The sequence below is a fragment of the Streptomyces olivochromogenes genome (genome assembly GCF_021538895.1).
Classification (GTDB): domain Bacteria; phylum Actinomycetota; class Actinomycetes; order Streptomycetales; family Streptomycetaceae; genus Streptomyces; species Streptomyces olivochromogenes_A.
The window spans coordinates 1-18233 of record NZ_JADDRL010000158.1 but is presented as its reverse complement, the minus strand read 5'-3'; the positions used below and the strand labels follow the sequence as shown (position 1 = coordinate 18233).

Below are 18233 nucleotides of genomic sequence, written 5' to 3'. Positions count from 1 at the left end.
CGGCTCGTCCACGGTGATCCCGAAGTCCGTGGCCAGGCCCTCCAGGCCGCTGCTGTAGCCCTGGCCCACGGCGCGGAACTTCCAGCTGCCCTGGCGGCGGTAGAACTCGCCGAGCACGAAGGCCGTTTCCACCGTGGCGCCGGCGCTGTCGAAGCGGGCGACCACGCCGCCCCGGCCCGCGTCCTGGACCTCGATGTACAGGTCCGGCACCTGCCCGAACGTTCCGCCGTCGGCGGAGGCCGCGAGGACCACCCGCTCCACGGCGCCCTCCACGCGCGTGAGGTCGACGAGGAGCGAGTCGGTGACCCGCCCTCCGGCGTTCCGCTTGCCCTCGTGCCGGACCGCGCCGGAGGCGTGCGACGGCTGGTTGTAGAAGACGAAGTCGCCGTCGGAGCGCACCTTTCCCTCGGCGAGGAGCAGCGCCGAGGCGTCCGCGTCCGGGACGCCGGGCCCCGAACGCCATCCCAATTCGACGCGCAGAGCCGTTGTGGGCACCGGCGCATTCGAGCCCTTCGACATTGACATGTACGCCCCCATCACGTGTCGCAGCGCCAGGCTGCACCCCGGCCGTTCATTGCCATCTCTACCCGTCCAACCTATTCCCGGCGGCCGGCGAACTCCCATGATCCGATCAGGAAGATCGCTGGCCAACCCCTGGTAACCCCCCGGGAACTCGGCCTTTACACGATCAGAACGCTGATCGCCGTCCTTTTTTGCCAAGTTCGCTCGGATTGGGGATGCCCGGTCACTGCCGACACGGAAAACAACCCTCTTATCGGTCTCCCCAACCAGCACATCGTGGGCTTAACTTATGTGCCATGACCTCCCCCCGCTCCACTTATGGCGGCGGCTACTACTCCGCCTCCTTCCCGGACACTCCGATCTACGACTCGCTCGTGGCCGAGCGGGGCACCCCGCAGATCGCCCCGATCCGGGTCCCCGCCGCATACGACACGCCGGGCAGCAACCTGCCCGCGCTGCCGTCGGCACTCCCCGCCCTCCCGGCGGGTCCGTCTCATCACGCACCCGCCTACGGCTACCCGCAGACGCCGCAGCCGGCTCCGCTGCAGCAGGCGCCCGCCGCGTACATCCCCCAGCAGGCCACCGCGCCCCGCGGCTACCCCGGCCCGCAGGCCCAGCAGCCCCGCCCGATGGCGACGGGCACCGGTTACGAGGCGATGCGCCCCGCCGCCCCGCGGCCCATGCAGGCTCCGTACCAGGACCCGTACAACAACCAGCAGCAGTACCGCGGCTACTGACCGGCCTCCCCCGCTGTCGGTGCCACCTGGCACGATGGCGTCATGGGGAACGCCGAGCTGCAGTCGATCCACGTCCATCCGGTCAAGGCATTCCGGGGCACCTCGCCCCGGGAGGCCGTGGTGGAGCCCTGGGGGCTGTCCGGAGACCGGCGCTGGGTACTGATCGACGACGGGGGAAAGGTCGTCACACAGCGCGAACAGCCGCGCCTCGCGCTGGCCGCCGCCGAGCTCGTGCCCGGCGGCGGCATCCTGCTCTCCGCGCCCGGACGGGCGCCACTGGCCGTGCCCGTCCCGGAACCGGTGGGCACGGTGACCGTGAACATCTTCGGCACCAAGGTGGAGGCCGCGCCGGCCGATGAGGCCGCGCACGCCTGGTGCGGCGACTATCTGGACGCGGACGTCCGCCTCGTCCACATGGACGACCCGGCCACCCGCCGCCCGGTCGACCCGGACTACGCGCTGCCGGGCGAGACCGTGAGCTTCGCGGACGGCTTTCCGCTGCTCCTCACCACCACCGCCTCCCTGGACGCCCTGAACTCCCTGATAGCGCAGGGAGACCGCGCCCATGAGGGCCCACTGCCCATGAACCGCTTCCGGCCGAACGTGGTCGTGACCGGCACGACGGCCTGGGCCGAGGACGACTGGTCCCGCGTCGCCATCGGCGACGTGCCCTTCCGCGTGGCCAAGATGTGCGGGCGGTGCGTGGTGACCACGACCGACCAGGCCACCGCCGAGCGCGGCAAGGAGCCGCTGCGCACGCTCGCGCGACACCGCCGGTTCGGCACCAGCCTCGTCTTCGGCCAGAACCTCGTCCCCCTGTCGACCGGCACGATCCGGGTGGGAGACCCGGTCCGGATTCTCGGCTAGGACTCCGGGACCGGGCGGTCCCGTGCCCGGGGAGGGTCGGCGAGGACGATTCCCCGATCGGGGCGCCGCACGGGGAACCGGAGGCCGGGGCCCGGTCGTTGGGGGTCGTGGGACGTTCATGGTGGGTCCCGGTCGCGGGGGGGGCGAGGTGATGTCGCTCTCTCTTCGACCGGACGCGCGGGTGAGCGGCTCCTCAGGGGGGTGTCAGGGAGCGGGAAGGGGGGTGCGGGACGGTGCGAACCATCAGCGGCCTGTGGCGCTGGCGGCGCAATCCGCTGCGCCGCACGACCGATCTGGTCGAAGCCTGGGTGGCCCTCGTGGCGCTGCTGCTGATCGCGGTGGCCGCCCCCGTGATCGGGTCGCTCGTGGGTGCCAGGGCGCAGGACTCGCTCCAGCGGTCCGTGCGCGACCAGCGGCAGTCCCGTCATCTGGTCCCGGCCACCGTGGTGCGCATGCTGGAGCGCGCCCGCCTGGAGCCCGACCCCGACACGTCCACGGCCCACGAGTACCGCACCCGTGTCCTGGCCGACTGGACCGGGCCGGACGGCACCCGGCAGCACGGCCCGGTCATGTCGGGCCTCAAGTCCCCGCACAAGGGCGACCACTTCGCAATCTGGACGGACGCCCACGGCCGAATAACCACCCGGCCGCTGGACGCCGCGACGGCGGCGACGCACGCCGTGCTCGCCGGGTTCGGGGCGGCCGCGCTGACCACGGGGGCCGTCGAGGGCGGCAGGAGGCTGATCCTGTGGCGCATGGTCCGCCGCCGGTACGCGCGTTGGGACCAGGCCTGGGACCGCGCGGGCCCGGACTGGGGCAAGGCCGGCACCGGCAGCTGACGGCCTTCCGCCTCTGGTCAACCCACTGGCCGCCCGCACGCTACGGTGGACCGGCCGAGGCTTTCGGCATCGACCCGCGCGGGAGCGAGCCGCAGGGGTGCGGCTGTAGCGTCCCGACGGCGCACACGCCATCAGTACGACGAGGTGGGGGCACAGCAACGCCATGGCACAGGGCACGGTCCAGGTGACGCACACCGGCACATCGCGGTGGCGGCGCCGCACGGGTGAGTACGCTTCGCTCGCCGCCGCCCTGGAGGCAGCCGCCGACGGCGACGTCCTCACCATCGCCCCCGGCACCTACCGGGAAAACCTCGTCGTCGAGCGGGCGGTGACGCTGCGTGGGCCCGAGGGCTCGCCCGGCTCGGTGCGCATCGCGCCGGTGGACGGGGTCCCGTTGACCGTGCGCGCCTCGGCCGTGGTGCAGGACCTGCACGTCGAGGGCCAGGACTCGGCGGCGCCCGCGCTCCTGGTCGAGGAGGGCACACCGGAGCTGACGGACATCCGGATCGTCACCCGGTCGGCCACCGGCATCGAGGTGCGCGGCGGAGCGCGCCCGACCGTGCGCCGCTGCACCGTGGACAACCCGGCCGGCATCGGCATCGCCGTACTCGACGGCGGCGCCGGGGTGTTCGAGGACTGCGAGGTGGTGGCGGCCGGTCAGTCGGGCGTCGCGGTGCGCGGCGGCGGGCACCCCCGCCTGGACCGCTGCCGGGTGCACCACACCTCCGGCACGGGCCTGATGGTCACCGGCGAGAACTCGGCGCTGGAAGCGGTGGGTTGCGAGATCTACGAGGTCCGCGGCTCCGGAATCCAGGCCACCGCGCGGGCCACCGCCCACCTCACCGACTGCGACGTGCACCGCACCACCGCCGACGGCGTCACGCTCGACACGGACGCCGTGCTCACGCTCGCCGACTGCCGCATCCACGACATCCCGGAGAACGCGGTCGACCTGCGCTCCCGCTCGGTCCTCACGTTGACCCGGACGACGGTGCGTCAGTTCGGACGCAACGGCCTGTCTGTGTGGGACCCGGGCACGCGCGTGGACGCCAACCAGTGCGAGATCTTCGACAGTACGGGCGACTACCCCGCGGTGTGGGTGAGCGACGGCGCCACGGCGGTGCTCGACTCCTGCCGGGTGCACGACGTACCGGACGCGCTGTTCGTGCTGGACCGCGGCTCCCGCGCGGACGTCGTCGACAGCGACCTGTTCCAGGTGCGCAACACGGCCGTGTCGGTGAGCGACGGCGCCACGGCGCAGCTCGACGACTGCCGGATCCGGGACGCGGCCACCGGGGCGTGGTTCCGCGACCACGGCAGCGGCGGCACCCTCAACAACTGCACGCTGGACGGCGCCCAGACCGGCGTGATCGTCACCAAGGGCGCCGACCCCACCATCGAGCGCTGCACGGTCGACTCCCCTGCGGAGGCGGGCTTCTACGTGTCGGCCGGGGGCCGCGGCAACTTCCTGGGCTGCCGGGTGACGAACAGCGGCGGCTACGGCTTCCATGTGATCGACGGCTGCCGTACGACGTTGAAGAAGTGCCGTACGGAGCGGTGCGCGCGCGGGGGCTACGAGTTCGCGGACGGCGGCGCGGAGTCAGGGTCCGGCACGGGCCCGGTCGTCGAGGACTGCACCAGCGACGAGAGCGGCGGCGGGGTCAGGCCGCCGGCGGCCCGCGAGACAATCACGCAGACGGCCGGGCAGTCCGCCGGGCTGCTGGGCGCGATCCCCGGGCAGCGCAGCACCGAGCAGGAACCGCTCGTCACCGCTTCGGCGCCGGAGCCGGCCCGGACCTCCAAGGCCGTGCTCGGCGAACTCGACGCGCTGGTCGGCCTGGAGAGCGTCAAGCGCGAGGTGCGGGCGCTCACCGACATGATCGAGGTGGGCCGGCGTCGGCAGCAGGCGGGTCTGAAGGCGGCCTCGGTCAAGCGCCATCTGGTCTTCACCGGTTCCCCGGGCACCGGCAAGACGACGGTCGCCCGGCTCTACGGCGAGATCCTCGCCTCCCTCGGCGTGCTGGAGAAGGGCCATCTCGTCGAGGTGTCCCGGGTCGACCTGGTCGGCGAACACATCGGCTCCACCGCGATCCGTACCCAGGAGGCCTTCGAACGGGCCCGCGGCGGTGTGCTGTTCATCGACGAGGCGTACGCGCTGTCACCGGAGGACGCGGGCCGTGACTTCGGCAAGGAGGCCATCGACACGCTGGTGAAGCTGATGGAGGACCACCGGGACGCGGTCGTGGTGATCGTCGCGGGATACACGGCGGAGATGGAGCGGTTCCTGTCCGTCAACCCCGGGGTGGCGTCCCGCTTCTCGCGGACCATCACCTTCAGCGACTACGGCCCCGAGGAGCTGCTGCGGATCGTGGAGCAGCAGTCCGACGAGCACGAGTACCGGCTGGCGCCGGGCGCGCCCGAGGCCCTGTTGAAGTACTTCACGGCGATCCCCAAGGGGCCGGCCTTCGGCAACGGCCGCACCGCACGCCAGACGTTCGAGGCGATGGTGGAACGGCACGCGAGCCGGGTGGCCCAGGTCGACGACCCGAGCACGGACGACCTGACCCTGCTGTACGCGGAGGACCTGCCGGAGCTGCCCTGACCGTGCCTGTCCGGCGGATCCTGCCGGAAGGGCGCTAGGCCGCCGGGCCCGGTCGCTGGCCCGGCAGTTCCGGGCGCAGCCGGGCCAGCAGCCGCTCCCGTTCCTGTGCGAAGGCCGGGTCCGCCTGGTAGTCGGAGTGGCCGAGGATCGGGGCGGGCAGCGGGTGCCGGCCGGTGCGGCCGTAGGCGAGGGGGTCCTTGAGCGGCTCGTGGTCCACGTCCGGGCCGCTCCCGCCGGGGACGCGGACCGGTCCGCCGATCGGGTCGGTGAGGCGGTAGAGGTTGCGCCAGCAGGCGACCTCGCGGTGCAGAGCGCGGAGCGCGGCCGGGCCGAAGTAGGCCGGGAACCAGCGGCCGTACAGGCGCTCCAGCGGGGAGCCGTAGGTCAGGAGCCCGACCCGCCCGCGGTCGGACGGTCTCAGCTGCCAGGCCGCGGCGGCGGCGAGCACGCTGCCCTGGGAGTGGCCGGAGATGATCAGGCGTCCGCCCGTGCGCCGCGTCCAGGTCGCCATGCGCCAGGTCAGGTCCGGCACCGCGCGCTCGGCGTAGCAGGGCGGCGCGAAGGGGTGGGCGGCGCGCGGCCAGAAGGTGCCGACGTCCCAGAGGATGCCGATGGTGCGGCGCGCGGAGGCGTCCTTGTAGGCGCGGCGGCCCCAGGTGACGAAGAGTATGAAGCCGAGTCCGACCAGCCAGGAGCCCAGGTTCTGCGAGGTCTCGGCCGCGCCCTGGACGACGGCGTACGTGTGCCGCGTGGCCTCACCGGGCGTCCTCTCTGTCACCTCGGCGCCCACCAGTGCTCCGGCGCCGAGCAGCAGGGTGGCGGCGGAGAGGACGGCGACCACGAGGGGCGCCCGGTCGGTGAGGGCGGCCATGGCCCGGGTGCGGGCGATGCGGCGGGTGCGCGCGAAGTCCTCGGGCTCTCCGGCGTGGTCGAGCTCCACCTCGCCGCGTTCGGCGCGGCTGAGCAGCCAGGTGCGCCAGGACAGCCAGCCCGCCAGCGCCAGCAGGGCCGCGAGGAGGGGCGGGATCACCGAGGCCTGCCAGGTCAGGAGGACGGGCGGGCCGTCGATGGAGCCGCCGGTGCCGTCGAGCCAGTCGGCCACGCGCTGCGCGACCCCGCCCGACATCACGCCGCCCAGCGCGCAGGCCAGCAGGGCCACCGCGGGGCCGCCGAGGCCGCGCATCGCGGCGCGCCGGTCGGGGCGGCGGCGGTGCAGTGCGTGGGCGACCACGCCGAGGGCGACGACCAGGGCGCCCTGCGCCAGCGCGATGCTGCCGAACGCGGCGTCCCCCGGCAGCCGTCCGGTGGCCCGCCAGCCCGGGCGCGACCAGCCGGCGTACACGAACGTGAGGGCGAGCAGGACGAGGGCGCCGAGCGGCAGCCGTCGTACGAGGTGCTCGTCGAGCTCCTGGTCGAGGCGGTTCTCGCTGCGGCCCCGTCGGCACACCACGAAGACCACGGCGGCCGCCCAGGCCGACAGGGCCACGGTCAGCAGCCAGCCCGCCGCCTCCAGCGCCGCGGGGCCGCCGGCCCGGCGGTCGAAGACCACCGCCGGCGTCGCCACGGCCGCGGCGACCGTCAGCAGCCCCGCCGCGGTGTGCGCGCCCCGCAGCCGCGCCACCAGCCGCCGCCCGTACCAGAATCCGGGCCGCCCGAGCGAGGTGCGCCCCGCGGATTCGTCGACTCCAGCACCACGAGAACCATCGGAACCACCGACCCCGACGCTCTCGTCTGCCGCACCCGTCCCACGCGCTTCCCGCTCCTCCCCCTCCTCCCCCTCCTCGTCCTCGTCCCGTGCCATCGGCTTTTCCGACTCGTACGCGGTCCATGTGCGGTGCGAGAGGTACCAGAGGAGGGCGGTGAGGGCGGTGGGGATCAAGGCGGCGAGGGCGAGGCGGCGGCCGGGGTGGCTCCACCAGCCGTCGCCGGAGACGGACGGCGAGAGGAAGCCCAGCCAGGAGTGGCGGCGGGCGCAGGCGGCGGAGCCCGCGCACTGCCAGGCCGCCAGATCCAGCGCGACCTCGCAGGCCGCCGCCACCAGCAGCACCGTGAGCGTCAGCCCCGCGAGCCGCACGAGCAGCCCGTAGAACCGCACCGTCCGCTCCCGCCCGCGCACGACGGGCCGCATCCAGTGGGCGAGGTTGACGACCATGAAGGGCAGCAGCAACAGCCACAGGGCGCGGGCGCCGTTGCCGGAGGTCAGGTTGCACCAGACGTAGGCCTCCGGCACCGGTCCGTCCCGGTGGTCGCCCGGTCGGGCCTCGGCGTCGGCGTCGTCGGCGCGCCGGAAGACGGCCGCCGTGTCGTCGCCGGTGATCCGCACCGTGCGCGGATCACCGAGCATGTGTTCCGGTGTGGTGCCGCCGACCCCGTGGACCAGGAGTTCCAGGTCGGTCCCGGCTTCGCCGGCCGGCACGACGCTGCCGTTCACCGCGCCCTTGGCGGTTCGTCCCTGCGCACGCTCCACTGTTCTCGCACTTCCCCCGTGAGGCGCCGGTCCGCGTGTGTCCGTGCGGGCTTGAGATCGCCGCTCCCGGTGTGCCGTACACCTCCGCGCACGGAATCTCCCCCATCCGTGTGACATCCGATGGGACGCGCGTTGCCGTGATGACATGAGCGCGTCGGTGCGGAGAGTGGCGCAACCGGGACCCTCCCGTGAAAGGATGGGACGCCCGCGCACCAAGGTCAGCCGGAACAACCTGGTCGGAGCAGGTGCGAGGGGCGAGTCGGACGGCTTGAGGCGAAAGGACCGGAGCGTACGTGAGTGAGAATCAGAACCTCCTCGCGGAGCAGCGCCGCGCCCTGATCCTGGACGAGGTCCGCCGCCGCGGCGGCGTGCGGGTCAACGAGCTGACCCGCAAGCTCGGCGTGTCGGACATGACCGTGCGCCGCGACCTGGACGCGCTGGCCCGCCAGGGGGTTCTGGAGAAGGTGCACGGCGGTGCGGTGCCGGTCGTCGAGGCCAGCACCCACGAGCCCGGCTTCGAGGCCAAGTCGGGGCTGGAGCTGAGCGCCAAGGAGGACATCGCGCGGGTCGCCGCCGAGTTGGTCACGCCCGGCACCGCGATCGCCCTGTCCGGCGGTACGACGACCTACGCGCTGGCGCACCACCTGCTCGAAGTGCCCGACCTGACCGTGGTCACCAACTCGGTGCGTGTCGCGGACGTCTTCCACGCGGCGCAGCGCACCTCGGGACAGCGGCAGGGCGCGGCCACGGTGGTGCTGACCGGCGGGGTGCGCACCCCCTCGGACTCGCTCGTGGGCCCGGTGGCCGACCAGGCGATCGCGGCGCTCCACTTCGACCTGCTGTTCCTCGGTGTGCACGGCATATCGCTGGAGGCCGGCCTGTCGACGCCGAACCTCGCGGAGGCCGAGACCAACCGGCGGCTGGTGCAGTCGGCGCGGCGGGTCGTGGTGGTCGCCGACCACACCAAGTGGGGCACGGTGGGCCTGAGTTCGTTCGCCGCGCTGGAGCAGGTCGACACGCTGGTCACCGACGCGGGGATGCCGACGGCGGCGCGGGCGGAGATCTCCGAGCACCTGCGGCGGCTGGTGGTGGCGGGCGAGCCCGAAGAGGATACAGACATCTGACGGCCCGTCAGCTAGGGTGAACCGGCCCAACGGCCCGTTCGCTGCCGGGATTTCACGAGGGGGTGTCGTCCATGGCTCACCGCCTGCGTCCGGTGGGGCTCGACTTCGTCGAGACCGCGCCCGTACGTCTGGTGTTCGCACGGGAGATCGCGGCCGCTCCGGACACGGTCTTTCACGCGCTCGCCGAGGACGTGCCCGGCTGGCCCGAGTGGTTCTCGGCGGTGGCCGCGGCCCGGTCGGCCGAGGGCGGGCGCGAGGTGCGGCTGCGGGGCGGCACACGGTTCGAGGAGACGATCCTGGCGGCCAAGTCGCCCGAGGTGTACGCCTACCGCGTGGACGTGACCAACGCGCCCGGCGCCCGGGCCTGGGTCGAGGAGTGGCGGCTCACCCCGGCCGGCACCGGCACCCGGGTGCAGATGACGTTCGCGGTCGACGGAACCGCCGCTTTCCGCTTCGTGTTCCGCCTGGCCCGTGCGGGCGTGGGCCGCTCGTTCCGCGGAGCGGTCACCGCCCTGGACCGGCGCCTGGCCGCCTGAGTCCCCGGGAACCGGTCAGTCCGGCCACCTGCCCGTCGCCAGGAACGAGTCGATCGCGGCCGTGTACGGCGCGATGTCCAGGCCCTGTTCCGCCAGCCACGCGTCGGAGTAGTACTTGTCGAGGTAACGGTCCCCGGGGTCGCACAGCAGGGTCACGACACTGCCCCGGCGGCCCGCGGACACCATCTCGGCGACGATCTTCAGGGCGCTCCACAAACCGGTACCGGTCGAGCCGCCCGCCTTACGGCCGATGGCCCCCTCCAGAGCGCGGACGGCGGCGACGCTGGCGGCGTCGGGGACCTTCATCATGCGGTCGATGGCGCCGGGCACGAAGCTCGGTTCCATGCGCGGCCGGCCGATGCCCTCGATGCGGGAGCCGCAGTCGCAGGTGACGTCCGGATCGCCGGTGGTCCAGCCCTCGAAGAAACAGGAGTTCTCCGGGTCGGCGACGCAGATGCGGGTGTCGTACTGCATGTAGTGGACGTAACGCGCGAGGGTCGCCGAAGTACCGCCGGTGCCCGCCGTGGCGACGATCCACGCGGGCTCCGGGAACCGTTCCAACTCCAGCTGGCGGAAGATCGATTCGGCGATGTTGTTGTTGCCGCGCCAGTCCGTGGCCCGTTCGGCGTAGGTGAACTGGTCCATGTAGTGGCCGCCGGTCTCCACCGCGAGGCGGGCCGACTCCTCGTACATCTTCCGTGAGTCGTCCACGAAGTGGCACTGTCCGCCATGGAATTCGATGAGGCGGCACTTCTCGGCGCTGGTCGTGCGCGGCATGACCGCGATGAAGGGCACGCCGATCAGCTTGGCGAAGTACGCCTCGGAGACGGCCGTCGAACCGCTGGACGCCTCGATCACCGGGCGGTCCGGCCTGATCCAGCCATTGCACAGGCCGTAGAGGAACAGCGAGCGCGCGAGCCGGTGTTTGAGGCTTCCGGTCGGATGGGTCGACTCGTCCTTCAGGTACAGGTCGATGCCCCACTGCTCCGGCAGGGGGAAGCGCAGCAGGTGCGTGTCGGCCGAGCGGTTCGCGTCCGCCTGTACCTTCCGGACGGCCTCTTTCAGCCAGCTGCGGTACGCGGCATCACTGTGGTCGACGTCGAGGGTGGCGCCGGTCCGGGTCTGTGGGGTGGTGCTCACGGCGGGACTCCTTACGCTTCGCGCCGACGGCGCCTGGCGCGGCCGACGCACCGATCATAAACACCTTCCGCACGCTTCTCACCTGCATAAACACACCTTTGAGCGACTCAAAGGCACCCCTGGGGAGCAGCATGGGAGCGCCCGGGGGGGCGCATTGCGCGGAGTGCTCCGGGCACATCCGGCCGGTACCTCCTGTGCACTGGTGCCGCACGCCGGGCGCGGGCAGACTGCACCGGGACGGGACGAACGTCCCGAACGGGGGCACACACTGGATCACGACACGCTGGATCACGCCGGACCACGGCCCACCCGGGCGCCCGGTCCGACGACCGACGCGCACAAGGGGGCGGGGAAGGATGGCGGAGCCGGAGTTCACGGCGACGGGCGTGAAGATCGGGAAGTGGCTGCGGTCGCTCACCCGGGCCGGACAGGTCCGGATCAGCGACGGCAGGCTGGAGTTGCTCACGAGCTACGGCAGTGAGATCGACAGCGCGCCGGTGCAGGCGGTCCGTGCCTCGAAGCCCTGGTTCGCCCCGGACGACCGGGCGTTGGCCGACCTCAACGGCAAGCGGTACCTGCTGACCCTCGGTGAACACGACCCCGCTCCGGGCGAGCCGGGGCCACCGGCCGCGCGCCGGTTCATCGAGGCGGTGCGCAAGGCGGCGGGGCGCGGCGGCTGAGCGGCGCCGGACAGCGGCGAGTTGCGGGGCTGTGTGTCCTGCGTCACGCTGGTCTCACGTCACTCTGGGTTTACCGGCGATAACGCTGCGAACCAGCCCGCCGGCTTCCGCAGCAGGCGGCCGTTTGGTCGGGGGCACCCTGCTGGATTCGTTTCTCCGTGTTCCTCCGGGTTCGTCCGGACCTCACATCGGGGAGTCGCAGCCGTGATCAGTCATCCAAGCAGGCACTGCACGGTGGAGCTCCAAGCCCTGCCGTCGCGGATCGGCCAGGTCCGCAGAATCGTATCTGCGCAGTTGCGCTACTGGCATATGGACTCCTTGATCGACCGGGCCGCGCTCGGCGTCACGGAGTTGTTGACCAACGTCCATCGACATGCCCAGCCCGACAAATCGTGCATCGTGGAGATAGAACTGCAGCTGGACCGGCTGACGGTCTCGGTGCGCGACCACGATCCACGCCTCCCGGTCGTGGCGGAGGCGGTGGACCCCGCGGACATCGCACCGCTGGCCACCTGCGGCCGCGGCCTGGCGATGGTGGCCGCGGTGAGCGAGAGCTGGGGGGCACGACCGGACGGCGATACGGGCAAGGTCGTGTGGTTCACCCTGCCCGCGCCCCCTTCGACGAAGCAGCAGCCGGCCCGCCCGCCGCGCCGCGCGGCCGCGGAGACAACCGCGCCCGCGCCCGTGTTCGCGGAGGCCTCACCCGCGGCCCGCGCTCCGGCACACGCTCCCGCCCGGTCCGCCGTTGCCGGCTGACCGGGCGGTGACCTTCTTCCCGTACGGCACACGCCTCGTACGGTGGTACGTCACTCGGTGGCGATGGCCCGCAGGATGTCCAGGCGGGCCGCCCGCCGCGCCGGGCGCAGGCCCGCCAGGGCCCCGGCCGCGAGGCCGACCAGGGCGACCACCGCGAGCCGCGCGGGCGGGATCGCGAAGGCGAAGGCGCTGTCGCTCGCGCCGTCCGAGGCCCGCACCAGCACCCAGCCGAGGAAGGCTCCGAGGCCGAGACCGCCGGCCGTGCCGAAGGCGGCGACCAGGACCGACTCCCAGCGGACCATGGCCCGCACCTGGGGCTGGGTCTGGCCGACGGCGCGCAGCAGGCCGAGTTCCCGGGTCCGCTCGTGGATCGCCAGCGTCAGCGTGTTGGCGATGCCGAGCAGGGCGATGAGCACCGCGAGGGCGAGCAGCGCGTAGACGAGGGTGAGCATCATGTCGATCCCGCCGGCCGAGGACTGCGCGTACTCGTCGCGGGTCTGTACCTGCGGGTCGCCGTACCGGGCGGCCACCTTCTCCACCGCCGCCTTCCCGGCCGCCGTGCCGACGCCGTCCTTGAACGACACGGCGACGAGGCTGTCGGAGTCCTGGGTGCGGTGCGGGGCCCAGGCCGCGCGGGTGATGACGTAGTCGCCGGCGAGTTCGGAACGGCCGTAGACCGCGCGGACCGTGAAGTCCTGGGTCCTGCCGTCGGTGAAAGTGAGCCGGGCGGTGTCCCCGGTGGCAAGACCCTGCCGGTCGGCCTCCTTCCGCGTGACGGCGATGCCGTCGGCGCCGAGGTCGCGCAGGGAGCCGCGGACCGTGCCGAGGTCGAAGGTGCGGGCCAGCGCGGCCGGGTCGGTGACGGTCAACGCCCGCCCCTTGCCGTCGACTTCGGCGACCCCGCGGCCGAGTCCGACGGCGGTGTCCACCTCGGGCAGCCGCTGGACCGCCGGCGCCAGCCGGGGGCTGAGCCCGCTGCCGCCCGCGCCGAACGACGGGGTGCTGACGGCGACGTCGCCCGCGAAGGACCGCGACACGGTCTGGTCCATGGTGGCCTTGAGCGAGGCACCGAAGACCGTGAACAGCGACACGACGGCGACGCCGATCATCAGCGCGCTCGCCGTGGCGGCCGTCCGCTTCGGGCTGCGCAGGGCGTTGCGCCGGGCGAGTCCGCCGGTGACCCCGCGCAGCCGGTCGAGGGGGCCGCCGAGCAGCCGTACGGCCGTGCCGGAGGCGACCGGGCCGAGGACCACGAAGGCGGCCAGGGCGAGGACGGCGCCGAGTCCCGCCAGCCAGACGGACGGTGAGACGAGGACGCCGGTGAGGGCCGCCGCGACCCCGAGGGCGGCGAGGACCGCGCCCACCACGGCGCGGGGGCGGGAGGCGCCGGAGGAGTCGACGGCCGTCTCGCGCAGCGCGGCCAGGGGCGCGGTGCGTCCGGCCCGTACGGCGGGCAGCAGGGCGGAGCCCAGGCAGACCACGATGCCGACCGCGAGGGGAAGGACCATCGACAGCGTCGTGATCACCAAGTCGCCCTCGGGGAAGGGGAATCCGATGGCCGGGAACAGGGCCTGCAGTCCGGCGGCGATGCCGACGCCGCCCGCGAGCCCGGCGGCGGAGGCGGTCAGGGCCACGGCGCTCGCCTCGACCAGCGTCGCCCCGGTCACCTGGCGGCGGGAGGCGCCGAGCGCGCGCAGCAGGGCGTTCTCGCGGGTGCGCTGGGCCACGACGATGGCGAAGGTGTTGTGGATGGAGAAGGTCGCGACCAGCAGGGCGACCCCGGAGAACACCAGCAGGAAGGTCGTGAAGATCGTCAGGAACTGGCTGGAGATCATGTCGGTGTTCTCCTGCGCCGACTCCTGACCGGTGATCGCCTCGACGCCCTGGGGCAGGACGGGCGTCAGCCGGTCCACGAGCTCGCGCCGGCTCACCCCGGGCCCGGCCCGCACCTGGATGCTCGCCGCCTGGCCGGGCCGGGCGGTGAGGTACTTCTCGGCGTCGGCCTGCGTCATACCGGTGAAGGTCACCTGGGCCATGCCGTCCGCGCCGCCGAAGGTCGCGAGGCCGACGACGGTCACCCGGACGGGGTCGGGGGTGCGCAGGATCGTCGTGTCGCCGATCTTCAGATCGCCCTTCTTCGCGGTGCCGCGGTTGATCACGACCTCGCCGGACCGCACGGGCGCGCGGCCCTCGGCGAGCCGGTAGGGGTTGAGCCGCGGGTCGGTGATCCAGTTGCCGGCGAGGGTGGGCGGGCCCTGGCCGCCGATGGGCTTGCCGTCGGCGCCGACCAGTTGGCCCGCGCCCTGGATGTTCGGGGCGGCGGCCGCGACGCCGGGTACCCGCTCGACGGTCCGTACGAGGGCCGTGTCCACGGGCCGGCGCACGCCCTGGGCCTCGCCGGGTGTCGTGATGGCGTCGGCGCCGCGCACCACGGCGTCCGTGCCGCTGGTCGCCTCGCCGAACATCGAGTCGAAGCTCGCCCGCAGCGTGTCGCCCATGACCAGGGTCCCGGCCAGGAAGGCGACGCCGAGGAACACCGCGAGGAAGGTGCCGGCGAAGCGCCGCCTGTGGGCGCGCAGGGAGGACAGGCTCAGACGCACGGGGGCGTTCACGACCTCACCTCGAAGGCCTTCATGCGGTCCAGGACGCCGTCGGCGGTCGGGGACTGCATCCGGTCGACCAGGCGCCCGTCCGCGAGGAAGACGACCTCGTCGGCGTGGGCGGCGGCGACCGGGTCGTGGGTGACCATGACGACCGTGCGGTCCATCTGCCGTACGGCGCGGCCGAGGAGGCCGAGGACCTCCTGGCCGGAGCGGGAGTCGAGGTTGCCGGTCGGCTCGTCGGCGAAGACGACGTCCGGCCGTCCGGCGAACGCCCGTGCCACGGCGACGCGTTGCTGCTGGCCGCCGGAGAGTTCGGACGGGCGGTGACGGAGCCGGTCGCGCAGCCCGACCACGTCGACGAGCGCGTCGACCCACTCCCGGTCTCCCCCGCCGCCCGCCAGGTCCAGCGGCAGGGTGATGTTCTCCGCGACGGTCAGCGTCGGCACCAGGTTGAACGCCTGGAAGACGAAGCCGACCCGGTCGCGGCGGAGCAGGGTGAGGCGGCGGTCGTCCAGGGAGCCCAGGTCGGTGTCGCCGATGTAGGCGGCGCCCGAGGTGAGCGTGTCGAGGCCGGCCGCACAGTGCATCAGGGTGGACTTGCCGGAGCCCGAGGGCCCCATGATCGCGGTGAAGCGACCGGCCGGGAAGTCCACGTCCACGCCGTCCAGGGCGCGTACGGCCGTGTCGCCACGGCCGTACACCTTCACGGCGTTCTCGACGCGGGCGGCGGTCCGTACGCTGGTCGCGGTGCTCATGCGGCATCGCCCTTGCCCAGCCGGCCGAAGTGCTCCTCCAGCACGGACAGCCGCCGCCAGTACTCGTCCTCGTCGATCTCGCCGGAGGCGAAGCGCCGGCCGAGGACCGCGATCGGCGCCTCGCCCGCCGAGCGCGGGTCCACCGGCCGCCACGGTCCGCCGCGACCGCGCCACACGGTGCGGCGCAGGACGGTCACGGCGCCGACCACGACGGCCGCCCAGATCAACGGGAAGAACAGGATCCACGGGCCGGGGCCGCCGTCCCAGTTCGCCAGGGTCTGCATCTCGGTTCATCTCCTCCGCGAAAGCCTCTTGCCGAAGCGTCTTCGGTGATGGATCGAGACTGTCCCGGGGAGGGTGTCCGGGTCGTCGTACGGCCAGCGGCAGTGGCCGTACCCCACGGGGAGTACGCGGGTGCCGTGCGGCTCCTCCCGTGGGCTCCCGCTCATCGGGTGGAGTCTGTAACTACTAGTATGTACAGTGACGGTGTGAGCACCTCGGAGCGACTGATCGAGTCCACCCGCGAGCTGCTGTGGGAGCGCGGGTACGTGGGCACCAGCCCCAAGGCCATCCTGGAGCGCGCGGGCGCCGGCCAGGGCAGCATGTACCACCACTTCAAGGGCAAGCCCGACCTGGCCCTCGCGGCCATCCGGCGCACGGCCGAGGAACTGCGGGCCACCGCCGAGGGAGTACTCGGCGGGCCGGGCACGCCGTACGAGCGCATCGAGGCGTATCTGCTGCGCGAGCGCGAGGTGCTGCGGGGCTGCCCGGTCGGCCGGCTGACGATGGACCCGGACGTGATCGCCAGCGACGAACTGCGCGCGCCGGTCGACGAGACGATCACCCGGCTCCGGGACCGGATCGCCGAGATCGTCGAAGAGGGCAAGGAACAGGGGCAGTTCGCGCCGCACCTCGACGGCGGGGAGATCGCCGCGAGCGTCCTCGCCACCGTGCAGGGCGGTTACGTGCTGGCCCGCGCCTCCGGTTCACCGGCCGCCTTCGACGCGGGCGTCCGGGGTCTGCTCTCCCTTCTCGCACCCCGCTGAGCGGTTTCCGTCCGTCCCGAGGAAGGACCTCCGAGATGCACGCCCTGCAGTACGAGTTGACCCTCCCCGCCGACTACGACATGGGCGTCGTCCGCGACCGCGTGGCCCGCGTCGGGCAGCTGCTCGACGACTGGGGCGGGCTCGGTCTCAAGGCCTATCTGGTGCGCGAGCGCGGGGTGCACGGATCGCCCGTCAACCAGTACGCGCCGTTCTACCTCTGGAACACCATGGAGGGCATGAACCGCTTCCTGTGGGGAGGCGCCTTCCAGGGGCTGGTCGACGACTTCGGGCGGCCCGAGGCACGGCAGTGGTCGGGCCTGGCGTACGCGGAGGGGCGAGCCTCGGACGCCCCGGCCGCCTTCGCGGTGCGGCGGCGGGTGCCGGTGCCCGCGGGGCCGGAGCTGTCCGGCCCGATGGAGGACGCGGTGCGCGAGACGGAGCGGCTGGCCGCGTCGGACGGTGCCGTGCTGGCCGCGGCCGCCGTGGACACCCGGCACTGGGAACTGGTGCACTTCTCGCTCTGGGAGCACGACGTGCCGAAGGCCGAGGGCGATGTGTTCCAGGTGCTGCACCTGTCGGCCCCCGGGCGGGACCGGCTGCCGCGCGGGCGCCAGTGGTGAGCGCCGTCCGCACGGTCCTCGGCGACATACGCCCCGAGGAGCTCGGCGTGTGCGACGCGCACGACCACCTCTTCCTCCACAGCCCCCGGTTGCCCGGCCAGGAGCTGAACGACGCGACCGCCGCGCGGGCCGAACTGGAGGCGTTCCGCGCGGCGGGCGGCGCGAGTGTCGTCCAGTGGACGCCGTACGGGATGGGCCGGCGGGCCGCCGACCTGCCGCTGCTGTCCCGGGCGGCCGGGGTGCACGTCGTCTGCGCGACGGGGCTGCACCAAGCGGCGCACTACGCACCGGAGTTGCTGGACGGGCTGCGCGGGAAGCCGGCCGACGTGTTCGTCGCGGAGCTGACCGAGGGCATCGGCACCTCGGGGGTCCGCGCCGGGCTCGTCAAGGTGGCCGGCGGGTTCCACGCCCTCGACGCGCACGCCCGCTGGACGATGACCGCCGCGGCCGAGGCCCACCACGCGACGGGCGCGCCCATCGCCGTGCACCTGGAGCTGGGCACGGGCGCGCTCGACGTACTGGACCTGCTCTGCGGCGAGTTGGGCGTGCCACCGCACCGGGTCGTCCTCGGCCACCTCAACCGTTCGCCCGACCTCGTCGTGCACCGGCAGGCCGCCGAGACGGGCTGCTGGCTGGCCTTCGACGGCCCGTCCCGCGCCCATCACGCCACCGACTGGCGCATGCCGGACGCCGTACGGGCGCTGGCCGAGGCCGGGTTCGGGCACCGGCTGCTGCTCGACGGGGACACCGTGGCCGCCGGGGCGCGCGCGGTCGACGGCGGGCCCGGGATGCCGTACCTGCTGCGCCGGGTACGGCCACGCCTCGAACGGGACCTCGGCACGGAGCTGACGCACCGCGTCCTCACGGACAATCCGGCCCGGGCCTTCGCCGTCGACTGGGACGGACGGTAGGCAAGGGCCGGATCCCGAGGACCGGGTT

At 73.2% G+C, this 18233-nt stretch carries 17 protein-coding genes; 11 read left to right on the top strand and 6 right to left on the bottom strand.

What is annotated here, in order from left to right:
- Positions 1-519, bottom strand: a 519-nt coding sequence (locus tag IPZ69_RS42625; protein WP_235460263.1) for a TerD family protein, incomplete at its 3' end; no start/stop codon positions are given.
- Between the two features lie 299 nt (positions 520-818).
- Between IPZ69_RS42625 and IPZ69_RS42620 the strand changes: the two genes are divergently transcribed.
- From IPZ69_RS42620 to IPZ69_RS42605, 4 genes are all read left to right on the top strand, one after another.
- Entirely contained in the window at positions 819-1259 is a 441-nt protein-coding gene (locus tag IPZ69_RS42620; RefSeq protein WP_235460260.1) for a DUF6643 family protein, read from the top strand.
- Between the two features lie 42 nt (positions 1260-1301).
- Complete coding sequence (locus IPZ69_RS42615; RefSeq protein ID WP_235460259.1) at positions 1302-2126, top strand: MOSC domain-containing protein; 825 nt, start codon at positions 1302-1304, stop codon at positions 2124-2126.
- A 233-nt stretch (positions 2127-2359) separates the two neighbouring features.
- Positions 2360-2965 (top strand): Rv1733c family protein, encoded by a 606-nt coding sequence (locus IPZ69_RS42610; protein WP_235460258.1) that lies wholly within the window; start codon positions 2360-2362, stop codon positions 2963-2965.
- 163 nt (positions 2966-3128) lie between these two features.
- The gene (locus IPZ69_RS42605) at positions 3129-5567 is read left to right on the top strand and encodes a right-handed parallel beta-helix repeat-containing protein (protein ID WP_235460257.1); all 2439 of its coding nucleotides are present in this window, start codon (positions 3129-3131) and stop codon (positions 5565-5567) included.
- Between the two features lie 34 nt (positions 5568-5601).
- Here the strand turns inward: IPZ69_RS42605 and IPZ69_RS42600 are convergent, their stop codons facing one another.
- The gene (locus IPZ69_RS42600) at positions 5602-8034 is read right to left on the bottom strand and encodes a hypothetical protein (RefSeq protein ID WP_374295813.1); all 2433 of its coding nucleotides are present in this window, start codon (positions 8032-8034) and stop codon (positions 5602-5604) included.
- A gap of 293 nt (positions 8035-8327) precedes the next feature.
- Between IPZ69_RS42600 and IPZ69_RS42595 the strand changes: the two genes are divergently transcribed.
- Together IPZ69_RS42595 and IPZ69_RS42590 are read left to right on the top strand one after the other, a co-directional pair.
- Complete coding sequence (locus tag IPZ69_RS42595) at positions 8328-9158, top strand: DeoR/GlpR family DNA-binding transcription regulator (protein ID WP_235460256.1); 831 nt, start codon at positions 8328-8330, stop codon at positions 9156-9158.
- 71 nt (positions 9159-9229) lie between these two features.
- Entirely contained in the window at positions 9230-9694 is a 465-nt protein-coding gene (locus tag IPZ69_RS42590; protein ID WP_235460255.1) for an SRPBCC family protein, read from the top strand.
- Between the two features lie 15 nt (positions 9695-9709).
- On the opposite strand, the gene IPZ69_RS42585 is transcribed toward IPZ69_RS42590, so the two are convergent.
- Positions 9710-10834 (bottom strand): PLP-dependent cysteine synthase family protein, encoded by a 1125-nt coding sequence (locus IPZ69_RS42585; protein ID WP_308407602.1) that lies wholly within the window; start codon positions 10832-10834, stop codon positions 9710-9712.
- 356 nt (positions 10835-11190) lie between these two features.
- On the opposite strand from IPZ69_RS42585, the gene IPZ69_RS42580 reads away from it, so the two are divergent.
- Positions 11191-11514 carry a hypothetical protein gene (locus tag IPZ69_RS42580; RefSeq protein WP_235460254.1) on the top strand — a complete coding sequence of 108 codons (324 nt, stop codon included), beginning with the start codon at positions 11191-11193 and terminating at the stop codon, positions 11512-11514.
- 204 nt (positions 11515-11718) lie between these two features.
- Positions 11719-12270: an ATP-binding protein gene (locus IPZ69_RS42575; protein ID WP_235460253.1), complete on the top strand. Its 552-nt coding sequence runs from the start codon at positions 11719-11721 to the stop codon at positions 12268-12270.
- A 50-nt stretch (positions 12271-12320) separates the two neighbouring features.
- Here the strand turns inward: IPZ69_RS42575 and IPZ69_RS42570 are convergent, their stop codons facing one another.
- The 3 genes from IPZ69_RS42570 to IPZ69_RS42560 are packed head-to-tail and all read right to left on the bottom strand — an operon-like array spanning position 12321 to position 15912.
- Positions 12321-14882, bottom strand: a complete 2562-nt coding sequence (locus IPZ69_RS42570; RefSeq protein ID WP_235460252.1) for an ABC transporter permease — start codon at positions 14880-14882, stop codon at positions 12321-12323.
- Positions 14879-15628: an ABC transporter ATP-binding protein gene (locus IPZ69_RS42565; protein ID WP_235460251.1), complete on the bottom strand. Its 750-nt coding sequence runs from the start codon at positions 15626-15628 to the stop codon at positions 14879-14881. The genes IPZ69_RS42570 and IPZ69_RS42565 overlap by 4 nt, the downstream gene beginning before the upstream one ends.
- Positions 15625-15912 (bottom strand): SHOCT domain-containing protein, encoded by a 288-nt coding sequence (locus IPZ69_RS42560; protein WP_235460250.1) that lies wholly within the window; start codon positions 15910-15912, stop codon positions 15625-15627. Before IPZ69_RS42560 ends, IPZ69_RS42565 begins: the two co-directional genes overlap by 4 nt.
- A 189-nt stretch (positions 15913-16101) precedes the next feature.
- Between IPZ69_RS42560 and IPZ69_RS42555 the strand changes: the two genes are divergently transcribed.
- Genes IPZ69_RS42555 through IPZ69_RS42545 form a run of 3 tightly spaced genes read left to right on the top strand, consistent with a single transcriptional unit; the run spans position 16102 to position 18205 of the window.
- Positions 16102-16674 (top strand): TetR/AcrR family transcriptional regulator, encoded by a 573-nt coding sequence (locus IPZ69_RS42555; RefSeq protein ID WP_235460249.1) that lies wholly within the window; start codon positions 16102-16104, stop codon positions 16672-16674.
- A 35-nt stretch (positions 16675-16709) separates the two neighbouring features.
- On the top strand, positions 16710-17294 hold the full coding sequence (locus IPZ69_RS42550) for a DUF4865 family protein (RefSeq protein WP_235460248.1): 585 nt from the start codon (positions 16710-16712) through the stop codon (positions 17292-17294).
- Complete coding sequence (locus IPZ69_RS42545) at positions 17291-18205, top strand: phosphotriesterase family protein (RefSeq protein ID WP_235460247.1); 915 nt, start codon at positions 17291-17293, stop codon at positions 18203-18205. The genes IPZ69_RS42550 and IPZ69_RS42545 overlap by 4 nt, the downstream gene beginning before the upstream one ends.
- The last annotated feature ends 28 nt before the right edge of the window (positions 18206-18233 follow it).

Excerpts from the sequence above, each read along its gene's own strand:
- IPZ69_RS42620 (WP_235460260.1), top strand. The coding sequence starts at position 819 with ATGACCTCCCCCCGCTCCACTTATGGCGGCGGCTACTACTCCGCCTCC.
- IPZ69_RS42615 (WP_235460259.1), top strand. The coding sequence starts at position 1,302 with ATGGGGAACGCCGAGCTGCAGTCGATCCACGTCCATCCGGTCAAGGCA.
- IPZ69_RS42605 (WP_235460257.1), top strand. The coding sequence starts at position 3,129 with ATGGCACAGGGCACGGTCCAGGTGACGCACACCGGCACATCGCGGTGG.
- IPZ69_RS42590 (WP_235460255.1), top strand. The coding sequence starts at position 9,230 with ATGGCTCACCGCCTGCGTCCGGTGGGGCTCGACTTCGTCGAGACCGCG.
- IPZ69_RS42580 (WP_235460254.1), top strand. The coding sequence starts at position 11,191 with ATGGCGGAGCCGGAGTTCACGGCGACGGGCGTGAAGATCGGGAAGTGG.
- IPZ69_RS42565 (WP_235460251.1), bottom strand. The coding sequence starts at position 15,628 with ATGAGCACCGCGACCAGCGTACGGACCGCCGCCCGCGTCGAGAACGCC.
- IPZ69_RS42560 (WP_235460250.1), bottom strand. The coding sequence starts at position 15,912 with ATGCAGACCCTGGCGAACTGGGACGGCGGCCCCGGCCCGTGGATCCTG.
- IPZ69_RS42555 (WP_235460249.1), top strand. The coding sequence starts at position 16,102 with ATGTACAGTGACGGTGTGAGCACCTCGGAGCGACTGATCGAGTCCACC.
- IPZ69_RS42550 (WP_235460248.1), top strand. The coding sequence starts at position 16,710 with ATGCACGCCCTGCAGTACGAGTTGACCCTCCCCGCCGACTACGACATG.